A 20523-nucleotide genomic window follows, 5' to 3' on the forward strand; every position below is an offset into this window, starting at 1 on the left:
AAATATTTTTTTTAGGTGATTTACTGATTGATAGACAAACAGATAGCGGTGATAATTTTAGCCACGGAAGCACTGAAAACACGAAGAATGATTCTACATTTAGCAGCAGTATAAATGAGAGAAATGTTAAAATAACACTGATTCAATGTCATAGCGGATGTTTGCGCCTAAATTCGTTATTACGAGGCACGAAGTAACATTTCTAAAAAGGCTTACTAATTAATACCCCATTTGTAATTTGGTTCACTTCCCATAATTAAGGTAAGGTTACCACCCTTTAACAATTCAGCGCTGGGAAATGAAAAACTATTCAACACTTTACCGTTAAGTATGGCACTCTGAATATATTTATTGACTCTCGAAGTATTTTTAGCTTCAATAGTAAACGATTTCCCCCTGCCATATTGATTTCCGAGATCAATTACAACTTTACTAAATAGCGGGCTCCCGATTTCGTATTGTGGATTGGTGTTGCAACCGCCATCAGTTTGAAAAAGCCCCAGCGATGCCATCATAAACCAGGCACTCATTTGCCCCTGATCTTCGTCACCTAAATAAGCATTGGCGATGTCAAAGCCGTAATACCTGTCGATAATTGCCCTGCTCCATTTTTGAGTAAGCCAGGGCTTTTCTACAAAGTTGAAAAGAAACGCAAAGTGCATTGATTGCTGGTTGCCCTGCATAATCGGATAATCCCAATAGGCATCATTCGGCGCATTAAAACGCCATTTATAGCTTTCATTAAAGCCCCATTCCAGTCTGTCGGTAAATTTTTTCTTTCCAATAATGCTGGCAAGTCCGCGTATATCCTGCGGGACAAAAAAAGTTAGCTGCCAGGCATTTCCTTCTACATAATGTTCGTTGGCGCCTGATTTAAAAGGATCAAAGTTTGGGAACCAGGTGCCGTCGGATTTTTTCATTCGTGCAAAACCCGAAGCAGTATCAATTACATTTTTCCACCAGTTGCCGCGGTCTGCAAATTCTGAATATTCTTTGTTTTTACCCAAAGCTTTTGCAAACTGACTTACCGTCCAGTCATCGTAACTATATTCTAAACTGTTGCTGAATCTTCCTTTATCATAAGGCACATATTTATGCTCCAGGTAAGGCAATAAATCTTCGTTGCCGGCCCTTCCTTTACCAACTGCTGCGGCGGGTTGCGTTTGCATTTTGTACACGGCAGAAAAAGCTTTTTGGGCATCATAATCGCGGATCCCCATCTGGTAGGCACCAACTATAAGCGGAATTTCGTGCTCGGCAACCATCACCGGGATATACTCCATGCCAGCCGGCCCTTTTGCCAGGTACCCGTTTGCATCGTACATGGCCAGTTGCGATTTAACCCATTTGGATGACCATTCGGGCGTAACCAGGTTCCAGAACTGGTTTAAATTCCAGAAGGTATTCCAAAAAGCATCACAGCCTAAAGCCACGTCGTTAATATTGGCTAATTTTCTTTTCTGCTCCGTAGCATCAATCCATGAACCATCGGTATCGCTCCAGGTGTTGCGGCTGCATAAAGCACGGTACATGTTGTTGTAAAATCTTGTTTTTTCACGGCTATCGTCTGAAGAAACGGCTACTCTATCCATTAACTTATTCCAGGTGTTTACATGCGCGGCACGTACGGCATCAAATTTCCAACCGAAAGGCTGTTCTATTTCCTCCCTGAGGTTACGTGACGCACCTTCGATACTCACTAAAGATATTCCCGAACGGGCCTGCACCACATTATTTTTTTTCGTATCAAATTCAACATACATGCCAACATTATCTACAGCTGCACCTGTTATGCTGGTTCCCGTTACAGGTTTACCATTAATCCATCCGCCGGTTTTTTTAATGTCCTGATCAAATTCGATCACAAAGTTTACGGTATAATCCTGATCTACTCCTCCTGACCATGCATTTGCCGTTTGCTGTACGCTATAACCCTCTATCCGGCGGGTATTTACTTTAGTAATCTGGAAACTCTTAATCTTATAATCGTATTCGGCTGGTACCTTAAGATCGATCATTACCCTGCCATCTCTCGATTTTGGGAAAGTATATCGTTGAAAGCCGCACCTGGTGGTAGAAGTTAATTCTGCTTTAATGCCATACTTTTTAAGCATTACTTTATAATATCCGATGGGCGCTTTTTCACTGTTTTTATCAATGTCTGACCGGTAACCATCGTTTTGATTCTCCTGAGAGCCGATCTGATATTTAATTTCGCCATTTACCGGCATCATCCCCAAACCTGCCATGGTCCACTCGTGGATGTGACTAAAGGTGCCAATACTTTCTACTGTTGGATCATAACCCGCCATCCAACCCGGGTTTTGGTTGTCGGGACTTAGCTTAACCATACTAAAAGGCATCCACGGACCAGGTGCAATCATCCACCTGGAGTGCGCCGTGCCAATTTTGGTGTCAGCATATCCGGCACTGGTTTTTAATGGTTGATCTGAAACCAATACGGTGCCTGCTGCAATGGTTTTACCTGCAGAAATGACCTGCCAGGTTGCTTTTTGAGCTTGTTTTACTATTGGCATTGGCACTTCCAGTACATAGCGGCCGGTATCAATTTGCGTACTTAATGCATTTTTACCGTTAATTTTTACAGAAACTACAGGGTGATTGGCCAGATGTTCGATATCTACAAGCAAGGGCTGTACTTTATTACCATTTTTGGTAATGGTGTAATCTGCGGCTTTAACATTCCTGATATAAAAATCTTTTGATGCCAGCGCACGGATTTCTGCGTTTCCTTCCAGTCTGATATCGTCAAACACCAGCCACGAACCTTCCAATATCGTAAGTGTAACCGCGTTGCCTCCCTGATGGAGCAAACCAACCGGAATATCGATTTTATAGGGAGTTGCCTTTAAATTTTTAGTATCTCCGCTAATTCCGTCCATTCTTTCATTTTGGGTGAAGCGGAATTTAAAGTCTTTTCCATTAACCGTTACTTTAAATAAAGGTGGTTTTTTCCCGTTATATGCCAAAATATCAGTAATCAACTGAAATTTTTCTGTCGCCTTAAAGGGCTGTAGATCAAATAATATATTTAACTGGTGCGAACGGATGCCCGAGGTAGGACCGGTACCGCCCCAACCATCTGCAGTGCCAGGCAACACATAAGGCCAATCGGTAGCAGGTTTAGATTTTCCAATGAGGTAGTAGCGGTCTTCCCAGCCAAAATCGTTTGCCAGAAATTGCTGATAATTACCTGGGGCCAGCGCAAAGCCATCTGTTTTATTGTCTTTTTCGCCTATTTTCCACACAATATGACTTTGGGCAAAGCTTAAAGTGGAAAAAATCAAAGGAACGATAATTAATAAATACTTCAATAAAACTTTATAATTCTTCATGTTGATTGATCTAACAGGGACTTGTGATCATCTGTACTTTTTAAAATTGACAGATATGTATGTACAAACATATGGTGCTGATCGTTAAAATCAAAATTTAAATTTTAATGGATTAAAATGCTTTTATACAGTATGATAAATGATCTTTAGCAAAATATAGAATACATTTAGATATTTATAGCAGAAATATTTGAAAATTAAATTAATGTCTATATGTTTGTACATATACAATTTATTCAATTCGAACCAAATAATAGATTATAACATCCTTATGAATAAAAATATTGCACTGGCAGCACTGATTACCCTCGCTCTTCCTGGTATTACCTTCGCGCAAGAAACAACGGCTACGGCAAAAACGCTGCAAAATGCTCAGCCTGAGGTGATGGATAAAGTAAAAACCATGGCCGAAGAACTGATCAAAAAAGGTTTTACTGCCGGTGATGGTTATGGAGAAGTTTGGATAAGGGATTTGAACACCTTTATCGAACTGAGCTGTAAAGTGAATGATAAATCGCAGATCAGAAAGCACCTGATCACATTTTTTCAGTTTCAGCAGCCAGATGGTTCTATTTTGGATGGTTACATTCCCTCAGAAAAAGCTGGCAGTGAAGGTAAATTTTACAAATCTGACCTGGTTCCCGGATTTCTCGGTCACAAAAATACAGTAGAAACCGATCAGGAAACTTCATTGATTCAGGCCATTGCAAAATATATCCGCGTTACCGGAGATAAAACCATCTTAAACGATAAAGTTGCAGGTTTAACGGTTAAAAGGCAGATGGAAAGGGCGATGGATTTTCTGATGAAAGAGCGGTTTAATGAAAAATATGGCTTAATCTGGGGCGCAACCACTGCCGATTGGGGCGATGTACAGCCAGAGCAGGGCTGGGGAGTGGTAATAGATGAAAATACTCACCGGGCAATTGATATTTATGATAATGCCATGTTTTTAATCGCTATTGAAGATTTTATGGCTGTTGGAGATTTAAGTGCCGGCCAAACCCAAAAATGGAAAGGGATTTACAAGAATGTGCGTCAAAATATCAACAAATACCTGTGGGACGAAAAGGCACAAAAATATATTCCGCATGTTTATTTAAACGGTTCACCTTTTCCGGCATCCTTTGATGAATCGAAAGTATATTACCATGGCGGTACAGCGGTTGCCATTGAGGCCGGTTTGTTAACTAAACAACAGGTAAAAGAAGCTTACAAAAAAATGCAGCAAAATGTAAAAGATGCCAATGCGGCAACAATCGGTCTTACACTTTACCCGGTTTATCCTGCAGGTACGTTTCAGAATAAGGTAATGGGACCATATTCTTACCAAAATGGAGGCGATTGGACCTGGTTTGGAGGCAGGATGGTTACCCAGCTTATCCGTTATAATTTATTGGCAGAAGCAAAAGAAGCACTGGATCCGATGTTGGCCAGGGTAATCAGTAACAATGGTTTTTACGAATGGTACACACCCGATAATAAACCAAAAGGTTCATCGAGTTTTAGAGGGGAAGCCGGCGTATTGTGGACGGCCATTACGGAGTTAGAGAAAAAGAAATAGAATAGGGGAGAAATTTGATATTAAAATAATCATTCAACACACATACAATGAGATGGGGTAATAAACGATAGGTTTATTGCCCTTTTTTATTGATAAACTATTGAAAAATACTTCGCAAGATCGTCATTCTCAACTCAATTGGGAATGACGACTTATCTTTGAAAATAACAGAATTAATGAATGATCTGATAATCCCGTTACTTTACTCATCAATACACATCTTTCGGCGTTTTATCCATCCTGATCAATAATTTTCCGCCATTTTGGATATCTTTAAGTTTCATAAATGGCGTTTTTAACGGATAGCCATTAAGTGAAAATGAGGCTACATATCTATTTCCTTTGTTATTATTTTCGGTTTCAATTTCGAAATCCTTTCCGCTGAAATATTTTTTATTGCCTTTAATCCTGATGGTGTTAAACACCGGCGCCGATAACCCGATTTCCGGCGAAGCATCGCTGAAACCCTTTACATCAAAAAGCCCCATCGAAGCCATTACATACCAGGCACCAAGCTGACCCTGATCTTCATCCTGTCCGTAGCCATAACCGTGTATGCCTTCGGTACCGTAAAAATCATCCAAAATTTTTCTCACCCATTTTTGGGTAAGCGATGGTTTCCCCGCGTAATTGAACAGCCAAGAAATGTGTAAATTGGGTTGATTGCCATGATTATACAGACTTTCCAATCCGGAAAAGGCATCTATTGTAGTGCCTCCGCCAAATTTATTTTTTTCGGATACGGTGAAAATACTGTCGAGCCTTTTGTTAAAATCATCTTTACCAATGGCCGATATTAAGCCCATCGGGTTTTGCGGAACATAAAAAGTGTATTGCCATGCATTTCCCTCCTGAAAACCTCTCCATGCGGCTTTTGGATTAAAATTAGCAATAAATTTTCCCTGCTCATCCTTAGGCCTGATGAATTTGGAGCCCGGATCAAAAATGGTTTTCCATGCGTCTGAAAGTGTGGTTAACCGGTTATAATCGTCCGTTTTGTTCAACAGTTTTGCCCATTGGCTTACGGCATAGCAGCTAAAAGCATATTCGAGTGTGTGAGAAGCCGAAAATTTCCAGTTTTCATCTGCTCCATTACCCTGATCTAAATGATTTACATAGCCATATTTTAAAAACCTTTCCAAATCAGGCTTTCCGGCGCCAAAAGGCCGGTTTTTAAACTCCAGTTCGTTTTTAAGTGCGGCTTCGTAACCTGTTTTTACATCAAAATCACGAATGCCAGAATTGTAAGCCGATGCAATGGCCAAACTCACAAAATTTGTACCCACGCCTGATACATAACGGCTATTGGCTATGCCATCAGCCAGCCAGCCAGAATCTTTATACACCAATAACTGACTTTTAACCCAATCAGAATAATATTCGGGATAGGCGATGGCCCAAAGCTGCGTTAAATTCCAGAAGGCACCCCAAATGGCATCAGTATTATAATGGTTATGAAGCGGGACATTGTTTTTATCAAGTGGGATATGTCCAATGCTTCCATCGTTTTTCGGGTAGGCACCGTTTACATCGCTCGCTAAGCCACGTCCAGATAGCGCATGGTATAATCCGGTATAAAATTTTGTGAGGTCATTTTTATTATCTGAAGTCACCCTGATTCTTCCTAAATAGCTTGCCCAGGTATTGAGCGCCTGCTCTTTTGCCTGATCGAATGAAAGCTGAGCGGCTTCCTGTTTTAAGTTTAGCCTGGCATTTTCAATGGAGGTGTAGGAGAGGCCTGCTTTTAAGCTGATGCTTTCATTTTCCTGAGTTGAAAAAGTGAGGTACAATCCTGCACCTTTACCACTGGTACTTTTTGTTCCTGTTGAAATACTTTCTCCGTTAAAAGTGCCAAAAGCAATGGGTTTTTTATTGACTACTGCTGAGAAATACATTTTCACGTCGGCCCCGGGCTGATATTTTTGTACATAAACCGGTTGTGTAATCACATAGCCCTCAATTCTACCATCTGCGGTAAGGTACACTTTTGCATCGGTTACCACGCCGCTCTCGCCTTGTTGATGCCCGATATCAAAAATAATATTTGCCTGTTTTGTTTTCGGGAAGGTATAACGGTGAAAAGCCACCCTTTTGGTCGAAGTGAGTTCGACTTTAACTTTATAATCTTTTAATAATACCGAATAATAGCCTGGCATGGCAATTTCATCTTTGTGGTCAAAAGTAGAACGGTAACCTGTTTCCGGGTGTTCTAAACTTCCCGCTAATGTTTGCAGTTTCCCTACAGATGGGGCAAAAACCACTCCTCCGATCTGAAATTCGTGAAAATTGGCGAAACCTTCGATAGAAGTATGCCTTTGGTCGTAACCTACCGCTTCCCAGCCACTTTTATTGCCGTATGATCCATTGGTTGATGGTGCCTGTTTTGCCATTCCGAAGGGTACCGCTCCAGGTGTAAAATAAAACCACCTGCTGTGCGCTGTGCCAATGCGCGGATCTGCATAAGCCAGTAAATCGCGGTCAGATTGTGCTTTTACCTGGCTGCCAAAAAACATGGCCAGTAATAAAACGGCGATTCGAATGTTCAATGTTATGTTCATAATGCATTTGGTTAATGAAAAAATACTGGTTTATCGGTATCCTCTTTCCAGTCGCTTTCTATTTGTTCGAGTGATTTTCCTTTGGTTTCGGGCAATAATTTATAAACTACAATAAATGCGACAACACAGAAAAAGGCGAAAAACCAAAAGGTACCTGCGCTGCCAATTTGATTGAGCAAAACAGGGGTAATCTGACCTACAATGGTATCGGCTACCCACATCACCATAATGCTGATGGCCAGGGCTCTTCCGCGTATTGCCCCGGGAAATATCTCTGATGCCACTACGAATTTTAAGGGACCGATTGAGCAGGCAAAACAGGCCAAAAACGCCAAAACGCACACTAAAAGCCAAATGCTTGAAGTGGCATTGAAATAGAAACAGATACCGGTGAGGATCAATGAAATTGCCGCTCCCGCAGTGCCATAGAGGTAAAGTGGTCGCCTGCCCCAGCTATCTACTTTCCAGATGGCAAACAGCGTGAAAATCATATTTGCCAAACCAAAAATGATCTGGCTGATCAGCGAATTGCTTAATGATATGCCTGCGTTGCCGAGTATTCTTGGTCCATAATATATAATGGCATTAATACCACTAAATTGTGAAAATAAGGGTAATAAAATGCCGATTAATAAGGCCTTACGCATAGCCGGTGCAAATAATTCCTTATAAGAGCTTTTAGCACTGTTGTTTTCTGTTTTAAGCTGTTCTTGTTGAATTTCGGGTAATGTTTGTCCGGTAATGCTGCTGATGATTAAAGCGCCTTCTGCTGTCCGGCCTTTTTGTATCAGCCACCTTGGGCTTTCGGGAATGAGCAACAGGCCAAATAAAAACAAAACTGCAGGCAGTACGCCCATGCCCAGCATCCCGCGCCAAACTTCCTGGTTGAAAATGCTGCTCACAGTGGTAACCGTATGTTGAGTAGAAACTCCGTTTAAGAGCGCCGCATTGCTCAGATACGCGACTAAAATGCCCAGCGTAAGTGCAAATTGATAATAGGTGACTAACCTGCCCCTGATGTTTGCCGGTGCTATTTCTGAGATGTAAAGCGGTACCACATTTGAAGCGATACCAATACCGATACCACCTAAAACCCGAAAAGCAATTACGCCGGAGAGGTTAGGCATTAAAGCACAGCCCATAGCGGATGCGACAAAAAGAACGGCGGTTAAGATCAATGGTTTTTTCCGGCCGAACCTGTCGCTCAGTTCGCCTGAAAGAGCAACACCGATAATACAGCCCACCAGTGCTGAAGATACAAACCATCCTTCCTGCGATGCACTTAAGGCAAACTGCTTTTGTACCAGGGGTAAAACCCCGGATATCACGGCCATATCGAAGCCAAATAAAAAGCCGCCCAAAGATGCTACAAGGGTTATCAAGAGCACACTGGTTTTCTTTTGCTTACTCATAATTTATAATTTGGTTAAATATCTATTATTTGTGTTTAGCCACAGATCTATACAGATAAACTGTTTTTCTTTGCTTAATTATTATGTTTAGCCACGGATGCACCGATAAACACGGATAGAATACGCCCTATCTGTGTTCATCCTTTTTATCTGTGGTTAATTGTACGTTTTAGCCACGGATGCACCGATAAACACGGATAGAATACGCCCTATCTGTGTTCATCCTTTTTATCTGTGGTTAATTGTACGTTTTAGCCACGGATGCACCGATAACACGGATAGAATACGCCCTATCTGTGTTCATCCTTTTTATCTGTGGTTAATTGTACGTTTTAACCACAGATGCACACAGATAAACACAGATTTGATATGCCTTATCTGTGTTTATCATTTTTATCTGTGGTTAATTATTTTTTAGCCAAGATAAACACAGATTTTATTTTTCCGTGTGCATTATTGGCGCATCAAAATTCACTTCATCTTTTACAAATGCCTTAATTACTTTAGCCCTGCCGGCACCGGTATTAATTAATGTATAACTTCCCGCTGCGGCAGGTATTACAAAAGTTTCGGCATAATGAAAATCAGTAAGCTGACCATCGCTGTTTTTTACTTTAATGGCCGTACCTTCTACAAGCATTAATATGTGACAAACATCGTTTGTTTTTACCGTAATTTCTGTATCAAACTCCAGTCGGTGAACATCATAAAAATGTTCCTGATGGGTTGGAAGATGAATTAGTTCCCAATCTGATCCTTTTTCAATTACCGATGGTTTGGAAATTAATTCTTGGGTAACAATATTCCCTTTTCTGTTGAAATTTAAGTTTTTAAAAGCATGCTCAATATTAATGGGCCTAGGCTGGCCATCTAATCCCAAACGGAGCCAATCGTACATTTTAAAGGTAAAGATGTAGGGTGTTGCACTGATCTCGAGTACTAAATTATTGGCTCCGGCACTGTGCACAGTACTATTTGGAATTAAAAAAAGGTCGTGTTTTTTTGCATTGTGCACCTGCACATATTTTTCAATGTCTATTTCCCGGCTTAACTGCTGACTGTCGGTTAAAGCTTTATTAAAATCGGCGGGTTCGATATCTTCCTGAAAACCCAGGTACACTTTAGCATCCTCTTTACATTCCAAAATATAATAGGTTTCATCCTGGGTAATGCTTTCGCCAAATTCCTCCCTGATGTATTTTAACGAGGGGTGGCATTGAACCGAAAGATTTCCACCATCCATGGTATCCAGAAAATCAAACCTGATCGGAAATTCAGTCCCAAAAATTGGAGCATGTTTACCCAGTACCGATTCATTTTCGGTCAACATTAAAAAATCAAATGCAACTTCGAGCAGGTAGCCGTCACTTTCGAAAACAATGCCATTTTCTGGTACAATCAGCTCAAAAGACCAGGCATAATTCACCTCGTTTTTATTGAGTCCCTCAATATTTTCCTGGAGCCAGTGTCCGCCCCATGCACCGGCTTCAAACCATGGCCTCACGCGGAACAAAGATTGGCTGATCTGTTTTAAGCCTTTTTTAAGGTCCTTTGCTGAAACCCAGTTCATAGACGATTGACGCTGCATATCGGCTACCACACTGATCCGATCTAAAATTTGAGCTTTATGTGCATTCAGTACTACCCAATCTACAAAATAAAATCTTTTGTACATTTCAGCGGCACTTGTTGGTTTATCTGCGCCAAGGTTGGCAACCCTATTGGCACGCATACGGTACTGGATTTCGTTTTTAGGAATATCAAGGTAAATGATAGGGGCATCCCGGTTAATTAATGCAGCACCCATTCCGATAATAATGTTTACCTCATATTGATCATCAGTCGGGATGTTAAAAAAGCTGTCATCAAAAAAATCTTCGAGTTTAAGGGTCGTTTTTTTGCCCCAAACACTTTTATTTTCTCCCAAAAACGGGTTAACCAATTGCGATAGCTCATCAGTGCTTTTCAGGTATTCTGATGATCGGATCCAGTTAACTTTTACATTCCTTTTTGTAAATTCCTGTTGTAAAAAAGACTCAGTTTGTTGCCAGAATACGCCAATATAACCATCAATAATCACCGTTTTTTTTTCAATAATCCATGAGGCTAATGATGGATAGCCATTAAATATTTTGTTGTTGCCTAAAGCGTGTACAGGATACAGGTTATAACTATTTTTTGGTAGATCGAAGCGATCAATGTTTTCAGGCAAAATTCTTTCACCGCTTTTTCTCCACTTATTAATGGACGGTGATTCCTGAACGTTATTTTTTACTTCCATAAATTGGGCAAATCATTGTTTAATAACAAATGTATATATGTATGTACATATATCCTAATTTTTTAAAATAATTCTTTTTTCGTATGGAATTAAGGCCGTTTAACTGAAACCATTACTTTTAGAGTGGGCATGTATAATGTACCTACATCTCTATATGTCTACATCATATTTCTGTTTGTAAGTGCTTTTTTTATCTTTGCTAAGCTGCACTCGTATTTTCTATTGCCTAAAGAGCTGCATCATAAAAAAATGAAATTTTCAATTGATCATAAAAGCCCTGTGCCCTTACACATTCAGGCAGAAGAATTATTGCGTAACCTGATTAAAGATCCTGAATATGCGACCAAATTTCTACCCAATGAAGTAGATATGGCTAAACAGCTGGCGATATCGAGAACCACGCTTAGGCAGGCACTAAATAAACTGGTTTATGAGGGTTTACTGATCCGCAAAAAAGGTATCGGGACTAAAGTTGCAGAAGTTTCGGTGAGTTCTAAAGCAACCAACTGGTTAAGTTTTTCGCAAGAAATGCAGGCACGTGGCATTCCGGTCAAAAATTTCGAACTTCACATCAGCTGGGTATTCCCTGATGAAAAACTGGCTCACTTTTTTGATATTGTTACCGATAAAAAAGTGCTAAAGTTAGAACGTTTAAGAGGAAAAGCTGAAGGGGCTTTTGTTTATTTTATCTCTTATTTTCATCCGCGGATCGGGCTCACCGGAGATGAGGATTTTAAACGTCCGCTATACGAGATTTTGGAGAAAGACCATTCCGTAATTGCCAACTTATCCAAAGAAGAAATAAGTGCTAAAGCTGCTGATAAATTTATTGCTTCAAAACTGGATGTAGAGGCTGGAAGCCCGTTACTCTTTAGAAAACGTTATGTTTTCGACCAGGGAGACAGGCCCATTGAATATAATTTAGGCTATTATCTTGCCGATAGTTTTATATATACGGTAGAGAGCAGGAGGGATGCGTAGTATTAGATAATATTATTGAAATAACATTTTAGAAACGCCTTAACTAATTCAATTCGGCACCCTGAATTTATTTCAGGGTCCACCTAGCAAGAAAGATGCTGATCCCAAAACTCCGGGACCGCAAGAAGGATCGCGTCAGGCAATTACACCTTTCCTACACTTTCTTTCTCCTGCACCGCCCAGCAACCTGCAGCACCAACCAAAGCAGCATCTTCATTCAGCTTGGAAATATGTATCGGACAATTGATGCCCTGCGATTGAAGGTATTTAATTACACCTGGTACAAAACGGCTGGAGGCATTGGCAATGTTACCACCGATTACAATGGCTTCGGCCCCATGAGCCTGTTGAAAATCTTTGAGGAAAAGACCAAGATTATGACCAAATTCGGTAAATATTTTTCGCGCCGTAGCACTTTCATCATAAAGTAGGGCAAGTTCGCGTACATTCAGGATATTTATTCCCGAAAGTTCGTAATAACGTTTCAAAAACCAGCGTGTAGAAAGGTAATCTTCGGCAATGCCATCCAAAAATGGCGAACACCATAAATTCGCGTCTGAAATTTTTCCTTCGGCGCAAATTGCGCTTCCTAAACCCGTGCCTAATGTAATGCCAATCAGGTTATTGTAATTACGCGCTTCGCCTGCAAAAACTTCTCCTGCTAAAAAACAAGAGGCGTCGTTACTCATTAAAATCTGGTCGCTGCTAATCTGCAGTTCAGTGGCCAGCATATCTTTTACATTAAGGCCGTAAAATGCGGCGTACTTATCGTTTCCGGCAATATAAGAAATGCCATTTTCATAGTCAAAAGGCCCGGGCATGGCAATACCTAAACGGCCAATCTGGATGTCGACTTTTTTATAGGCAGCTTTAATGTTGGTACACCAGGTTTTTATAATCTGGTCGGTTGTGCCATGTGAGTTTACACGATCGCGGGTATAGGAGTTTTTAAGGATATTGCGCTGCTGCATATCGATTACAGCCGCGGTAATGTGCGAACCGCCAATATCAATGCCCAGTACATAATTGATTTTATTCATCGTTTCAGCTTCAATAGATCTATAAATGGCCAGTGCCATAACCTGGCACTAACAGAAGAACCCTTTTTTTTGACAAATTGCCTACAGCGGCAAGATTTTTTTATGAAATATTTTTTATTACCTTACATTTGATTCAAAAACTAACCAAGTTGAAAGCAGCTAAGCTAGATCTAGTCGTTTTATGGAAGAAAATTTGCCTCAGTGATGATATTACATCTTTTGAGCAGCTTTATCGCTTTCTATATGGCAGACTGCTTAAATTCTCTGTTTATTATGTCACTGATAAACAGGTTGCCGAAGATATCGTTACTGAAGTATTTGTTAAATGCTGGGAAAACCGGAAGGAAAGTACCCATGTGCTCAACCCCGAAAGTTATTTCTTTATCGCCGTAAAAAATCAATCACTTAAATACCTTAAAAAAAATTCCTCTGTTACGTTTATCGATTTAGCTGATGCCGGAGATGATGTTTCGGTAAATATGCATACCCCCGAATACCTGGTTGAAAATAAAGAACTTCACCGCCAGCTTGATAAAGCCATAGCAGGTTTGGCGCCTCAGGCCGCCACAGTTTTCAGGCTGATTAAAGAAAGCGGAATGAAATACAAGGAAGTGGCTGAACTGCTGGATATTTCGCCACGCACGGTGCAAACTCAATTGTTCAGGGCTATTGCCAAACTCCGTGTGGTGCTGCAGCCTTTACATATAAAAGATAAGGGCAGTGATGAAAAAATGATTGGAAAAATCATCTCTCTGGTTATCTTAGTAGGTACTTTATCTTTTTTATATTTTTTGTAGGCAATTTTCTCATAAAAAGGAACATATCATAAAGGACGGAAAATAAAATGACAGATCAAAGATTTACAGAATTGCTTGGAAAACAATTGGCCGGAGAAATTTCGCCGGATGAATCTGTTGAGCTGAAATCTATTTTGGCCGATCACCCCGTGCTGAGAAAAGAACATGATGTGCTGGTTAACTATTTCGAATCAGAACCTGTTGAAGATGAAAATACTGATCCTGTTTTCGAACGGATCAAAGCGCAGATTAAAGTTCCTGAGCAACCAGTTTTAACAATTAGGAGGCATAAATCTTATGTTACCTGGTTAAAAATTGCCGCTGTTCTTGCGATTGCATTGGCTGCGGTACTGATTTATAACCGCGGAACAATTTTCTCTCCAACAGCTGATTTATTAAACGTACAAACCAAAGCTGCTGAAGTTAAAACCATTGTACTGGCTGATGGCTCTACCGTTAAAATAAATTCGGGCAGCAGCTTAAAATACCCCGCGCAGTTTAAAGCTGATACCAGAGAGGTGTACTTGTCGGGCGAGGCTTTTTTCGAGGTACAAAAAGATCCTGCGCATCCCTTTATTGTGCATACCAGCCAAATGGCGGTAAAAGTACTGGGTACCGAATTTGATGTTAAAGCCTACGCGAATGATGCTTTTACCGAAACCATTTTGATCAGGGGAAAGGTATCTGTTTCGCTTAAAAATAATGCAGATCAAACTTTTATCTTAAAACCGAATGATAAATTTACTTTATCCAGGGGTAAAGGAAGTATAAGCCAGCTGACCCTTTTTAACGGAAGCGGGGCAGATAAAATTATTGAAACCGCCTGGCTCAACCACGAACTTATCTTTAAAAACAACCGTTTTGATGAAGTAGCCAAACTTTTCGAGCGCTGGTACGGTGTAAAAATAAACTTTAAAGAATCTGAACTTAAAGCAGTACAGTTTACAGGTCATTTCGGGAAAGAAAGTCTTACCGAAGCCTTAAATGTGTTAAAACTGATCGAAAACTTTAATTATTCGGTAAAAGGTAAAAATGTGTACATCTACCGTTAGCACACAACGGTTTAGCCATGTATATTTGTGGCCATGAATTTTGTGCAGCGGACCATATTACTAATTGGATTGATTTTTCCACTATGTGTACATGCGCAAACCAAAGTAAATCTGAATTTTAACGGAGCCAGTTTCGAACAGGTAATCGAGAGCGTACAGCAACAAACTGTTTATCATTTTGTGTACAGCGAATCTAAAATCCCTAAACACCGCGTATCGGTTAAGGTAGAAGATGAAGAAGCCCTGAAGGTAATCGAACAGTTGCTCCACAACAGCGGTTTTACTTATTCGGTACTGCCCAATAACCTTATTGTAATCAGAAAAAATGTTGAAGGCAAACTAACTGCTGACAGTGTGCATCTTTTAAAAGAAGTGGTAATTACGGCGCTGGGCATCGAAAAAGACAATGAAAAAGTAGGTTATGCCTTAACTACCATAAAAGGTTCGTCTATTGCAAAGGCCAGGGAAAGTAATATGATTATGGCCTTGCAGGGCAGGGTAGCGGGGCTTAACATTACTGGTGTTAATGGCGGTCCCGGATCTGCCGCAAGGGTATTAATCCGCGGGGTTTCGAGCATGACTGCTGCCTCTCCCTTATTTATTGTAAACGGTGTACCCATTGATAACAGCATCAGGGGCAGTGCAAATGAATATGGCGGGGCCGATTATGGCGATGGCATCAGCAACATCAATCCGGATGATATCGAAACCATTACGATATTGAAAGGTTCGGCAGCTTCGGCACTGTACGGTGCAAGGGCCGCTAATGGCGTGATCCTCATTAACCTGAAAAGTGGCGGAGAAAATACCAGGGCAAAACTGGAGTATAACACCAACCTCTCTTTTGATGTTCCTGTAAATGCCACCGATTTTCAATATATTTATGGGCAGGGGGCGCAGAATAAACGGCCCACCGATCAGTATAATGCTGTTTCTACCAGTTTATTAAGCTGGGGAGAAGTGATGGATGGAAAACCGGTTACACAGGTTGATGGTTCAGTACGTCCGTATTTACCGGTTAAAAACAACATTCAGACTTTCTACCGCACCGCTCCGGCTTTTATCAATACGCTCTCGTTGGTTGGCGGCAATAACCTGAATAATTACCGGGTTTCGGCCTCTAATTTAGATTACAGTTCGCTATTAATCAATAGTGTTTTAAACCGTAGAACCTTTAACTTTTATGGTACAGTAGCTTTAAGCAGTAAGTTATCGCTAAGCCTTACCGGAAATTACATTTACGAAAAGAATAAAAATAAAAGTTATTTAAGCGACGGGCCGCTCAATGCCAATTACGGTATTTCGGCTTTAGCCACAAGTTTAGATCAATCGATATTGTCACCAGGTTTTGATGCAGAAACAGGTTTCGAAACCCGTTGGAATCCGGATGAATATAAAACCAATCCGTATTTTTTAATGAATAAACAGGCCGATTATGCCACCAGGAACCGTTACATTACTTCGGCGGTATTAAAATATCAGCTGGCCGGCTGGGCATCACTTCAGGGTAGGGTTGGTTACGATTCAAGCAAAGATGAGGTAGTAAGTATTTTACCTACGGGAACGGCTTTTTCGATTAACAGGCAGGGCGGAATTAATGCCTACAATCAAAACCATACTTCAGAGCTAAACAGCGATATTTTATTCAGCGCCACTCATCATCTCAGTGATAACCTGAACTTCGAACTTTCTCTGGGGGCAAATTACCGCAACAGAAAAGGTACAAATGAAAAACTTGTTGGCTCACAGTTTAAAATTCCTTACCTGTACGTTCCTGAAAACCTCATCACCAGTACAAAGACACTGGGCGTATCTAAAATTGTAACCGAATCGGCTTATTATACCGCTGATCTCAGTTATAAACGCTTTCTTAATTTCTCGGTTACGGGTCGTTACGATATTTATTCAACCCTGCCTGCAAACAACCGTGGTATATTTGTGCCCGGGGTATCGGGAAGTTTTATATTTTCTGATCTGTTAAAGATAAAGGGACTTGATTTTGGTAAACTAAGGCTCGATTTTGCCAAAACCAGCGGAGAACCTATTGTTCCTTACACCACACAGATTTATTATACGGTAGATAATCAGGTAAATGGTGTTCCTATAGGCGGTTTTTCAGGCGACCTGCCCAATTATAATTTAAAGCCTTTTACCTTGAATGAAGTAGAGGCCGGCCTCGATCTTAAGTTATTCAACAGCCGTTTGGATATCGATTTTACCTATTTTAACCGCCTTACCCATAACGAAATCATCAATGCCAAGCAGTCGGTTACCACTGGTTTTACTTCTGCTTACGTTAACCTCGGTGAAACCCGGAATGCCGGGATAGAACTGGCGCTAGGTTATACACCAATCCTCACCCAAAATGCAAAATGGCAGGTAAACCTGAACATGACCAAGGTGAAAAATACCCTGCTTTCAATAGATGGCAACAGTAATTATACACTAACAGGTACTTACAGGCCTCTAAATGCCAATACCGCATTAGTGGTAGGCAAACCGATTACGCAGATTATGGCATATGATTATTTACGCGATGCCAGCGGAAATGTAATCATCGGATCAGACGGAATACCCAAACGGGGTAATTTTATCCCAATGGGCGGTACTATGCCCACTTTATATGGAGGCATTACCAACAGTTTTAATTACAAACAGTTTAGTTTCTCTTTCTTGATTGATTACCGTTTTGGCAATAAAATTTTATCGGCAACTGCTTATTATAGTTATGTGCAGGGTTTAAATAAGGCTACTCTGGTTGGCAGGGAAACCGGGATTGTGGCTGATGGCATATCGGAGAATGGGCAAAAAAATACCATTAATGTGCCTGCTTATACCTATTATCCAGAGTTAGCGACCAATATTTCGGCATTATCGGTGCTCAACGGCAGCTTTATTAAGTTGAGGCAGGCCACTTTGGGTTATACTGTAAATCCGCGTTATTTGAAAAAAACACCTTTTAGCAGCGTAGGGATTGACCTGGTCGCGCGAAATTTGCTTACTCTGCTTAAATATAGTGAAAATATAGATCCCGAATCGGAATTTTCGCCTACTTTAGGCTATGCAGGGATAGAAGGGGCTTCCTTGCCTGCAACACGAACATTTGGGATCAATTTTAACTTTAAATTCAAATAGGAAGGTGATGAAGAATTTTTGTATAACCGGCATATTCTTATTGCTTTTAACGGGCAGCTGTTCCAAAGCCAGGCTGGATGAGATTAATACAGATCCTACAAAACTTACCGAAAATAATTATGATCCGAATAGCTTGCTGTCGCAGGCGCAGTTAAAATATGCCAATTTGGGTTATTATCAGTTGCTGTACCAGAGTACCATGATGCAGCTGCTGGCCTCAACCTATTATTATTATAACAATGGCGATAAGTATATCAATGTTGGCAGTTTTACCGATTATCAGGGGCGTATTTTTGACGAAGGTTATATGGACGCTTCCTACATCAGGGAAATGCAGCGCCTGGCCAGGCTAAAAGATCCTGTAGCTTATCAAAACCTGATTGCCATAGGCGATATCATGTTCGTACTGATTTTGCAACGGATTACTGATACTTACGGTGATGTACCTTACAGCCAGGCGGTTAAAGCCATGCAAGGGATTAAATATCCGGTTTACGACCGTCAGGAAGATATTTATACGCAGATGCTGAATGATCTTGAGGCTGCTACACAACAACTGGATGCCGACAAACCCTTACCAACCGCCGACCTATTTTACAAAGGTGACATTAACAAATGGAAAAAGTTTGGCTATTCTTTAATGGTGAGAATTGCCATGCGATTAACCAAAGTAGATCCGGAAAAAGCCAGAATCTGGACAGAAAAAGCTGCCGGTAAAACTTTTCAAAACATTAATGACAATGCAATCTTGTTAACCGATGCTTCTTCTTTTAATAGTCAGAACGGAACATCGCTCGCCTTACGGACCTATTCCGATTACCTGGAAGTTCGGTGGAGCAAAACTTTGATCGATCAGTTAAGAAACACTAACGATCCGAGGCTGGGCATTATCGGTGAAGTACCAAAAGATGGGCTGGCAAAAAATGCAGATCAAAACCTCACAGGGAACAGCGATGCCAGTGTTCAATTGGGAATGCCAAACGGATATGACCTGCAGGGCGGAATTACGGATATCAGCCATTCTCCGGATTATCCTGGCGGCACAGGTACTGGAAGTGATTTTGCACCACTTGGCAAATACTCCAGGCCGCGCACCGGAATGTATCTCAAACTGGGTGGGCCGATTTTTGTGCTGAGTTATGCCGAAATCGAATTTTTACTGGCCGAAGCAAAGGTAAGGGGCTGGAATGTTGGTGGAACTGCAAAAGTGCATTATTCCAATGGGTTAACAGGAGCCATCCAGTCGCTAGCACAATTGGATCCCATGGCTGCGGTTGATGCCAATAAAATTATTGACTTTGTGAATCAAAACCCACTTGATGAGACAAATACAGAAAATGCGTTGAATGCTATCAACACGCAATATTGGGTTACCACCGGAACTGATTTTAATTTTATTGAGGCATGGTTAAACTGGAAAAGAAGTGGTTATCCTAAACTTGTACCTATAAATTACAAGGGCAATGTAACCAATGGCACCATACCAAGGCGCCTGATTTACCTCTCCACAGAAATCCTGAACAATCCGCAGAACTATAAAGATGCAGTGGCCAGGCTTGCAGGGGGCGATGTGCTAACGGCAAGGGTATGGTGGGATAAGTAAACAGTTGGCGGCAGGCCTAATCAAGTTTTTTGCAAGACAAGAGCAGTTTTTATAGTTGAAGCAGTAGCGTTAAAAATTATAGATATCATTTGCACGCAAGTTTTCAATAGCTAATTCGGCATCAGCCTTTAAGGTGAGCAACATGCGTGTTTCTTCCTCTATTGGTATTAAAGGTTTATATCCGTACTGACTAAAAAATGATTTGGTATGCGCCTGATAATCCGTTAAAAATTCAGTTAAAGAAACTACATCAGCATCGAAGCCTTCACTTTCAAAATTAAACTGACAGGAACTTTTATAGGAAATAAATTCTTCTTCGCCTAGTGTAAACGATACTTGCACATCCCAGGTGTGTGGTCCAGTGGGTGTAACAATATTTTCTTCATCTTCCTGGTGTTCTACACAGTAAAGAATACTAAACTTAATAAAAATTGTATTTAATGATTCAACCTTTTCGCCAGTAATTTCAAAGCCAGACTGATAATTCCTGGATGTTTTGCTTTCTTCCAGATATTCATCATTGAAGATGTATTCATTTATAATGATGGGCTTTACGTTAAATATTTTCATTGCAGCGTTTTATAAGGGTTTATTTTGTGGTTTAACGAAGCCAGCGGAATAGAAAAGTGTCTTCTTATTAATTATTTTATCATTAAGGCAAAAGGGTTACATCTCCCCAATATAAAAAATCCTTTGAAAACAATAGTCAATAAGATTTGGAAATTGAAAGATAATTATTTTTCT

General features: G+C 40.6%; 12 protein-coding genes. 6 read left to right on the plus strand and 6 right to left on the minus strand.

Annotation, left to right across the window (positions count from 1 at the left end):
• Window positions 1-215 precede the first annotated feature (215 nt).
• Entirely contained in the window at window positions 216-3356 is a 3141-nt protein-coding gene (locus tag ABD769_RS06155; protein WP_344850308.1) for a GH92 family glycosyl hydrolase, read from the minus strand.
• Between the two features lie 271 nt (window positions 3357-3627).
• Between ABD769_RS06155 and ABD769_RS06160 the strand changes: the two genes are divergently transcribed.
• Window positions 3628-4920 carry a glucosidase family protein gene (locus tag ABD769_RS06160; RefSeq protein WP_344850310.1) on the plus strand — a complete coding sequence of 431 codons (1293 nt, stop codon included), beginning with the start codon at window positions 3628-3630 and terminating at the stop codon, window positions 4918-4920.
• 209 nt (window positions 4921-5129) lie between these two features.
• Here the strand turns inward: ABD769_RS06160 and ABD769_RS06165 are convergent, their stop codons facing one another.
• The 3 genes from ABD769_RS06165 to ABD769_RS06175 all read right to left on the minus strand — a co-directional run bounded on the left by ABD769_RS06165 (window position 5130) and on the right by ABD769_RS06175 (window position 11171).
• A complete protein-coding gene (locus ABD769_RS06165; RefSeq protein ID WP_344850312.1) occupies window positions 5130-7478 on the minus strand; it encodes a GH92 family glycosyl hydrolase in 2349 nt (782 codons plus the stop codon).
• An 11-nt stretch (window positions 7479-7489) separates the two neighbouring features.
• Window positions 7490-8890 carry a sugar porter family MFS transporter gene (locus tag ABD769_RS06170; protein ID WP_344850314.1) on the minus strand — a complete coding sequence of 467 codons (1401 nt, stop codon included), beginning with the start codon at window positions 8888-8890 and terminating at the stop codon, window positions 7490-7492.
• Window positions 8891-9326: 436 nt separating this feature from the next.
• Entirely contained in the window at window positions 9327-11171 is a 1845-nt protein-coding gene (locus ABD769_RS06175) for a class I mannose-6-phosphate isomerase (protein WP_344850316.1), read from the minus strand.
• A gap of 249 nt (window positions 11172-11420) precedes the next feature.
• Here ABD769_RS06175 and ABD769_RS06180 point away from each other — a divergent pair, with 249 nt between their 5' ends.
• On the plus strand, window positions 11421-12152 hold the full coding sequence (locus ABD769_RS06180) for a GntR family transcriptional regulator (RefSeq protein WP_344850318.1): 732 nt from the start codon (window positions 11421-11423) through the stop codon (window positions 12150-12152).
• Window positions 12153-12295: 143 nt separating this feature from the next.
• Here ABD769_RS06180 and ABD769_RS06185 read toward each other — a convergent pair whose 3' ends face one another.
• Entirely contained in the window at window positions 12296-13231 is a 936-nt protein-coding gene (locus tag ABD769_RS06185; RefSeq protein ID WP_344850319.1) for an ROK family protein, read from the minus strand.
• A gap of 110 nt (window positions 13232-13341) precedes the next feature.
• Between ABD769_RS06185 and ABD769_RS06190 the strand changes: the two genes are divergently transcribed.
• Genes ABD769_RS06190 through ABD769_RS06205 form a run of 4 tightly spaced genes read left to right on the plus strand, consistent with a single transcriptional unit; the run spans window position 13342 to window position 19779 of the window.
• On the plus strand, window positions 13342-13989 hold the full coding sequence (locus ABD769_RS06190) for an RNA polymerase sigma-70 factor (RefSeq protein WP_344850321.1): 648 nt from the start codon (window positions 13342-13344) through the stop codon (window positions 13987-13989).
• A 47-nt stretch (window positions 13990-14036) separates the two neighbouring features.
• Window positions 14037-15041, plus strand: a complete 1005-nt coding sequence (locus ABD769_RS06195; protein ID WP_344850323.1) for a FecR family protein — start codon at window positions 14037-14039, stop codon at window positions 15039-15041.
• A gap of 33 nt (window positions 15042-15074) precedes the next feature.
• Window positions 15075-18176: a SusC/RagA family TonB-linked outer membrane protein gene (locus tag ABD769_RS06200; RefSeq protein WP_344850325.1), complete on the plus strand. Its 3102-nt coding sequence runs from the start codon at window positions 15075-15077 to the stop codon at window positions 18174-18176.
• Window positions 18177-18183: 7 nt separating this feature from the next.
• Window positions 18184-19779: a SusD/RagB family nutrient-binding outer membrane lipoprotein gene (locus ABD769_RS06205; protein ID WP_344850327.1), complete on the plus strand. Its 1596-nt coding sequence runs from the start codon at window positions 18184-18186 to the stop codon at window positions 19777-19779.
• Between the two features lie 69 nt (window positions 19780-19848).
• On the opposite strand, the gene ABD769_RS06210 is transcribed toward ABD769_RS06205, so the two are convergent.
• Window positions 19849-20349, minus strand: coding sequence for a hypothetical protein (locus ABD769_RS06210; protein ID WP_344850328.1), 501 nt, complete (start codon window positions 20347-20349; stop codon window positions 19849-19851).
• Window positions 20350-20523: the final 174 nt, after the last annotated feature.

Origin of the sequence: Pedobacter jeongneungensis, assembly GCF_039538295.1 — a bacterium.
GTDB classification, from domain to species: Bacteria; Bacteroidota; Bacteroidia; order Sphingobacteriales; family Sphingobacteriaceae; genus Pedobacter; species Pedobacter jeongneungensis.

Bases quoted from the DNA above. Each gene is read 5' to 3' on its own strand.
- ABD769_RS06210 (WP_344850328.1), bottom strand. From the start codon at position 20,349: ATGAAAATATTTAACGTAAAGCCCATCATTATAAATGAATACATCTTC.
- ABD769_RS06205 (WP_344850327.1), top strand. From the start codon at position 18,184: ATGAAGAATTTTTGTATAACCGGCATATTCTTATTGCTTTTAACGGGC.
- ABD769_RS06195 (WP_344850323.1), top strand. From the start codon at position 14,037: ATGACAGATCAAAGATTTACAGAATTGCTTGGAAAACAATTGGCCGGA.
- ABD769_RS06155 (WP_344850308.1), bottom strand. From the start codon at position 3,356: ATGAAGAATTATAAAGTTTTATTGAAGTATTTATTAATTATCGTTCCT.
- ABD769_RS06180 (WP_344850318.1), top strand. From the start codon at position 11,421: ATGAAATTTTCAATTGATCATAAAAGCCCTGTGCCCTTACACATTCAG.
- ABD769_RS06160 (WP_344850310.1), top strand. From the start codon at position 3,628: ATGAATAAAAATATTGCACTGGCAGCACTGATTACCCTCGCTCTTCCT.
- ABD769_RS06165 (WP_344850312.1), bottom strand. From the start codon at position 7,478: ATGAACATAACATTGAACATTCGAATCGCCGTTTTATTACTGGCCATG.
- ABD769_RS06200 (WP_344850325.1), top strand. From the start codon at position 15,075: ATGAATTTTGTGCAGCGGACCATATTACTAATTGGATTGATTTTTCCA.
- ABD769_RS06185 (WP_344850319.1), bottom strand. From the start codon at position 13,231: ATGGCACTGGCCATTTATAGATCTATTGAAGCTGAAACGATGAATAAA.
- ABD769_RS06170 (WP_344850314.1), bottom strand. From the start codon at position 8,890: ATGAGTAAGCAAAAGAAAACCAGTGTGCTCTTGATAACCCTTGTAGCA.
- ABD769_RS06175 (WP_344850316.1), bottom strand. From the start codon at position 11,171: ATGGAAGTAAAAAATAACGTTCAGGAATCACCGTCCATTAATAAGTGG.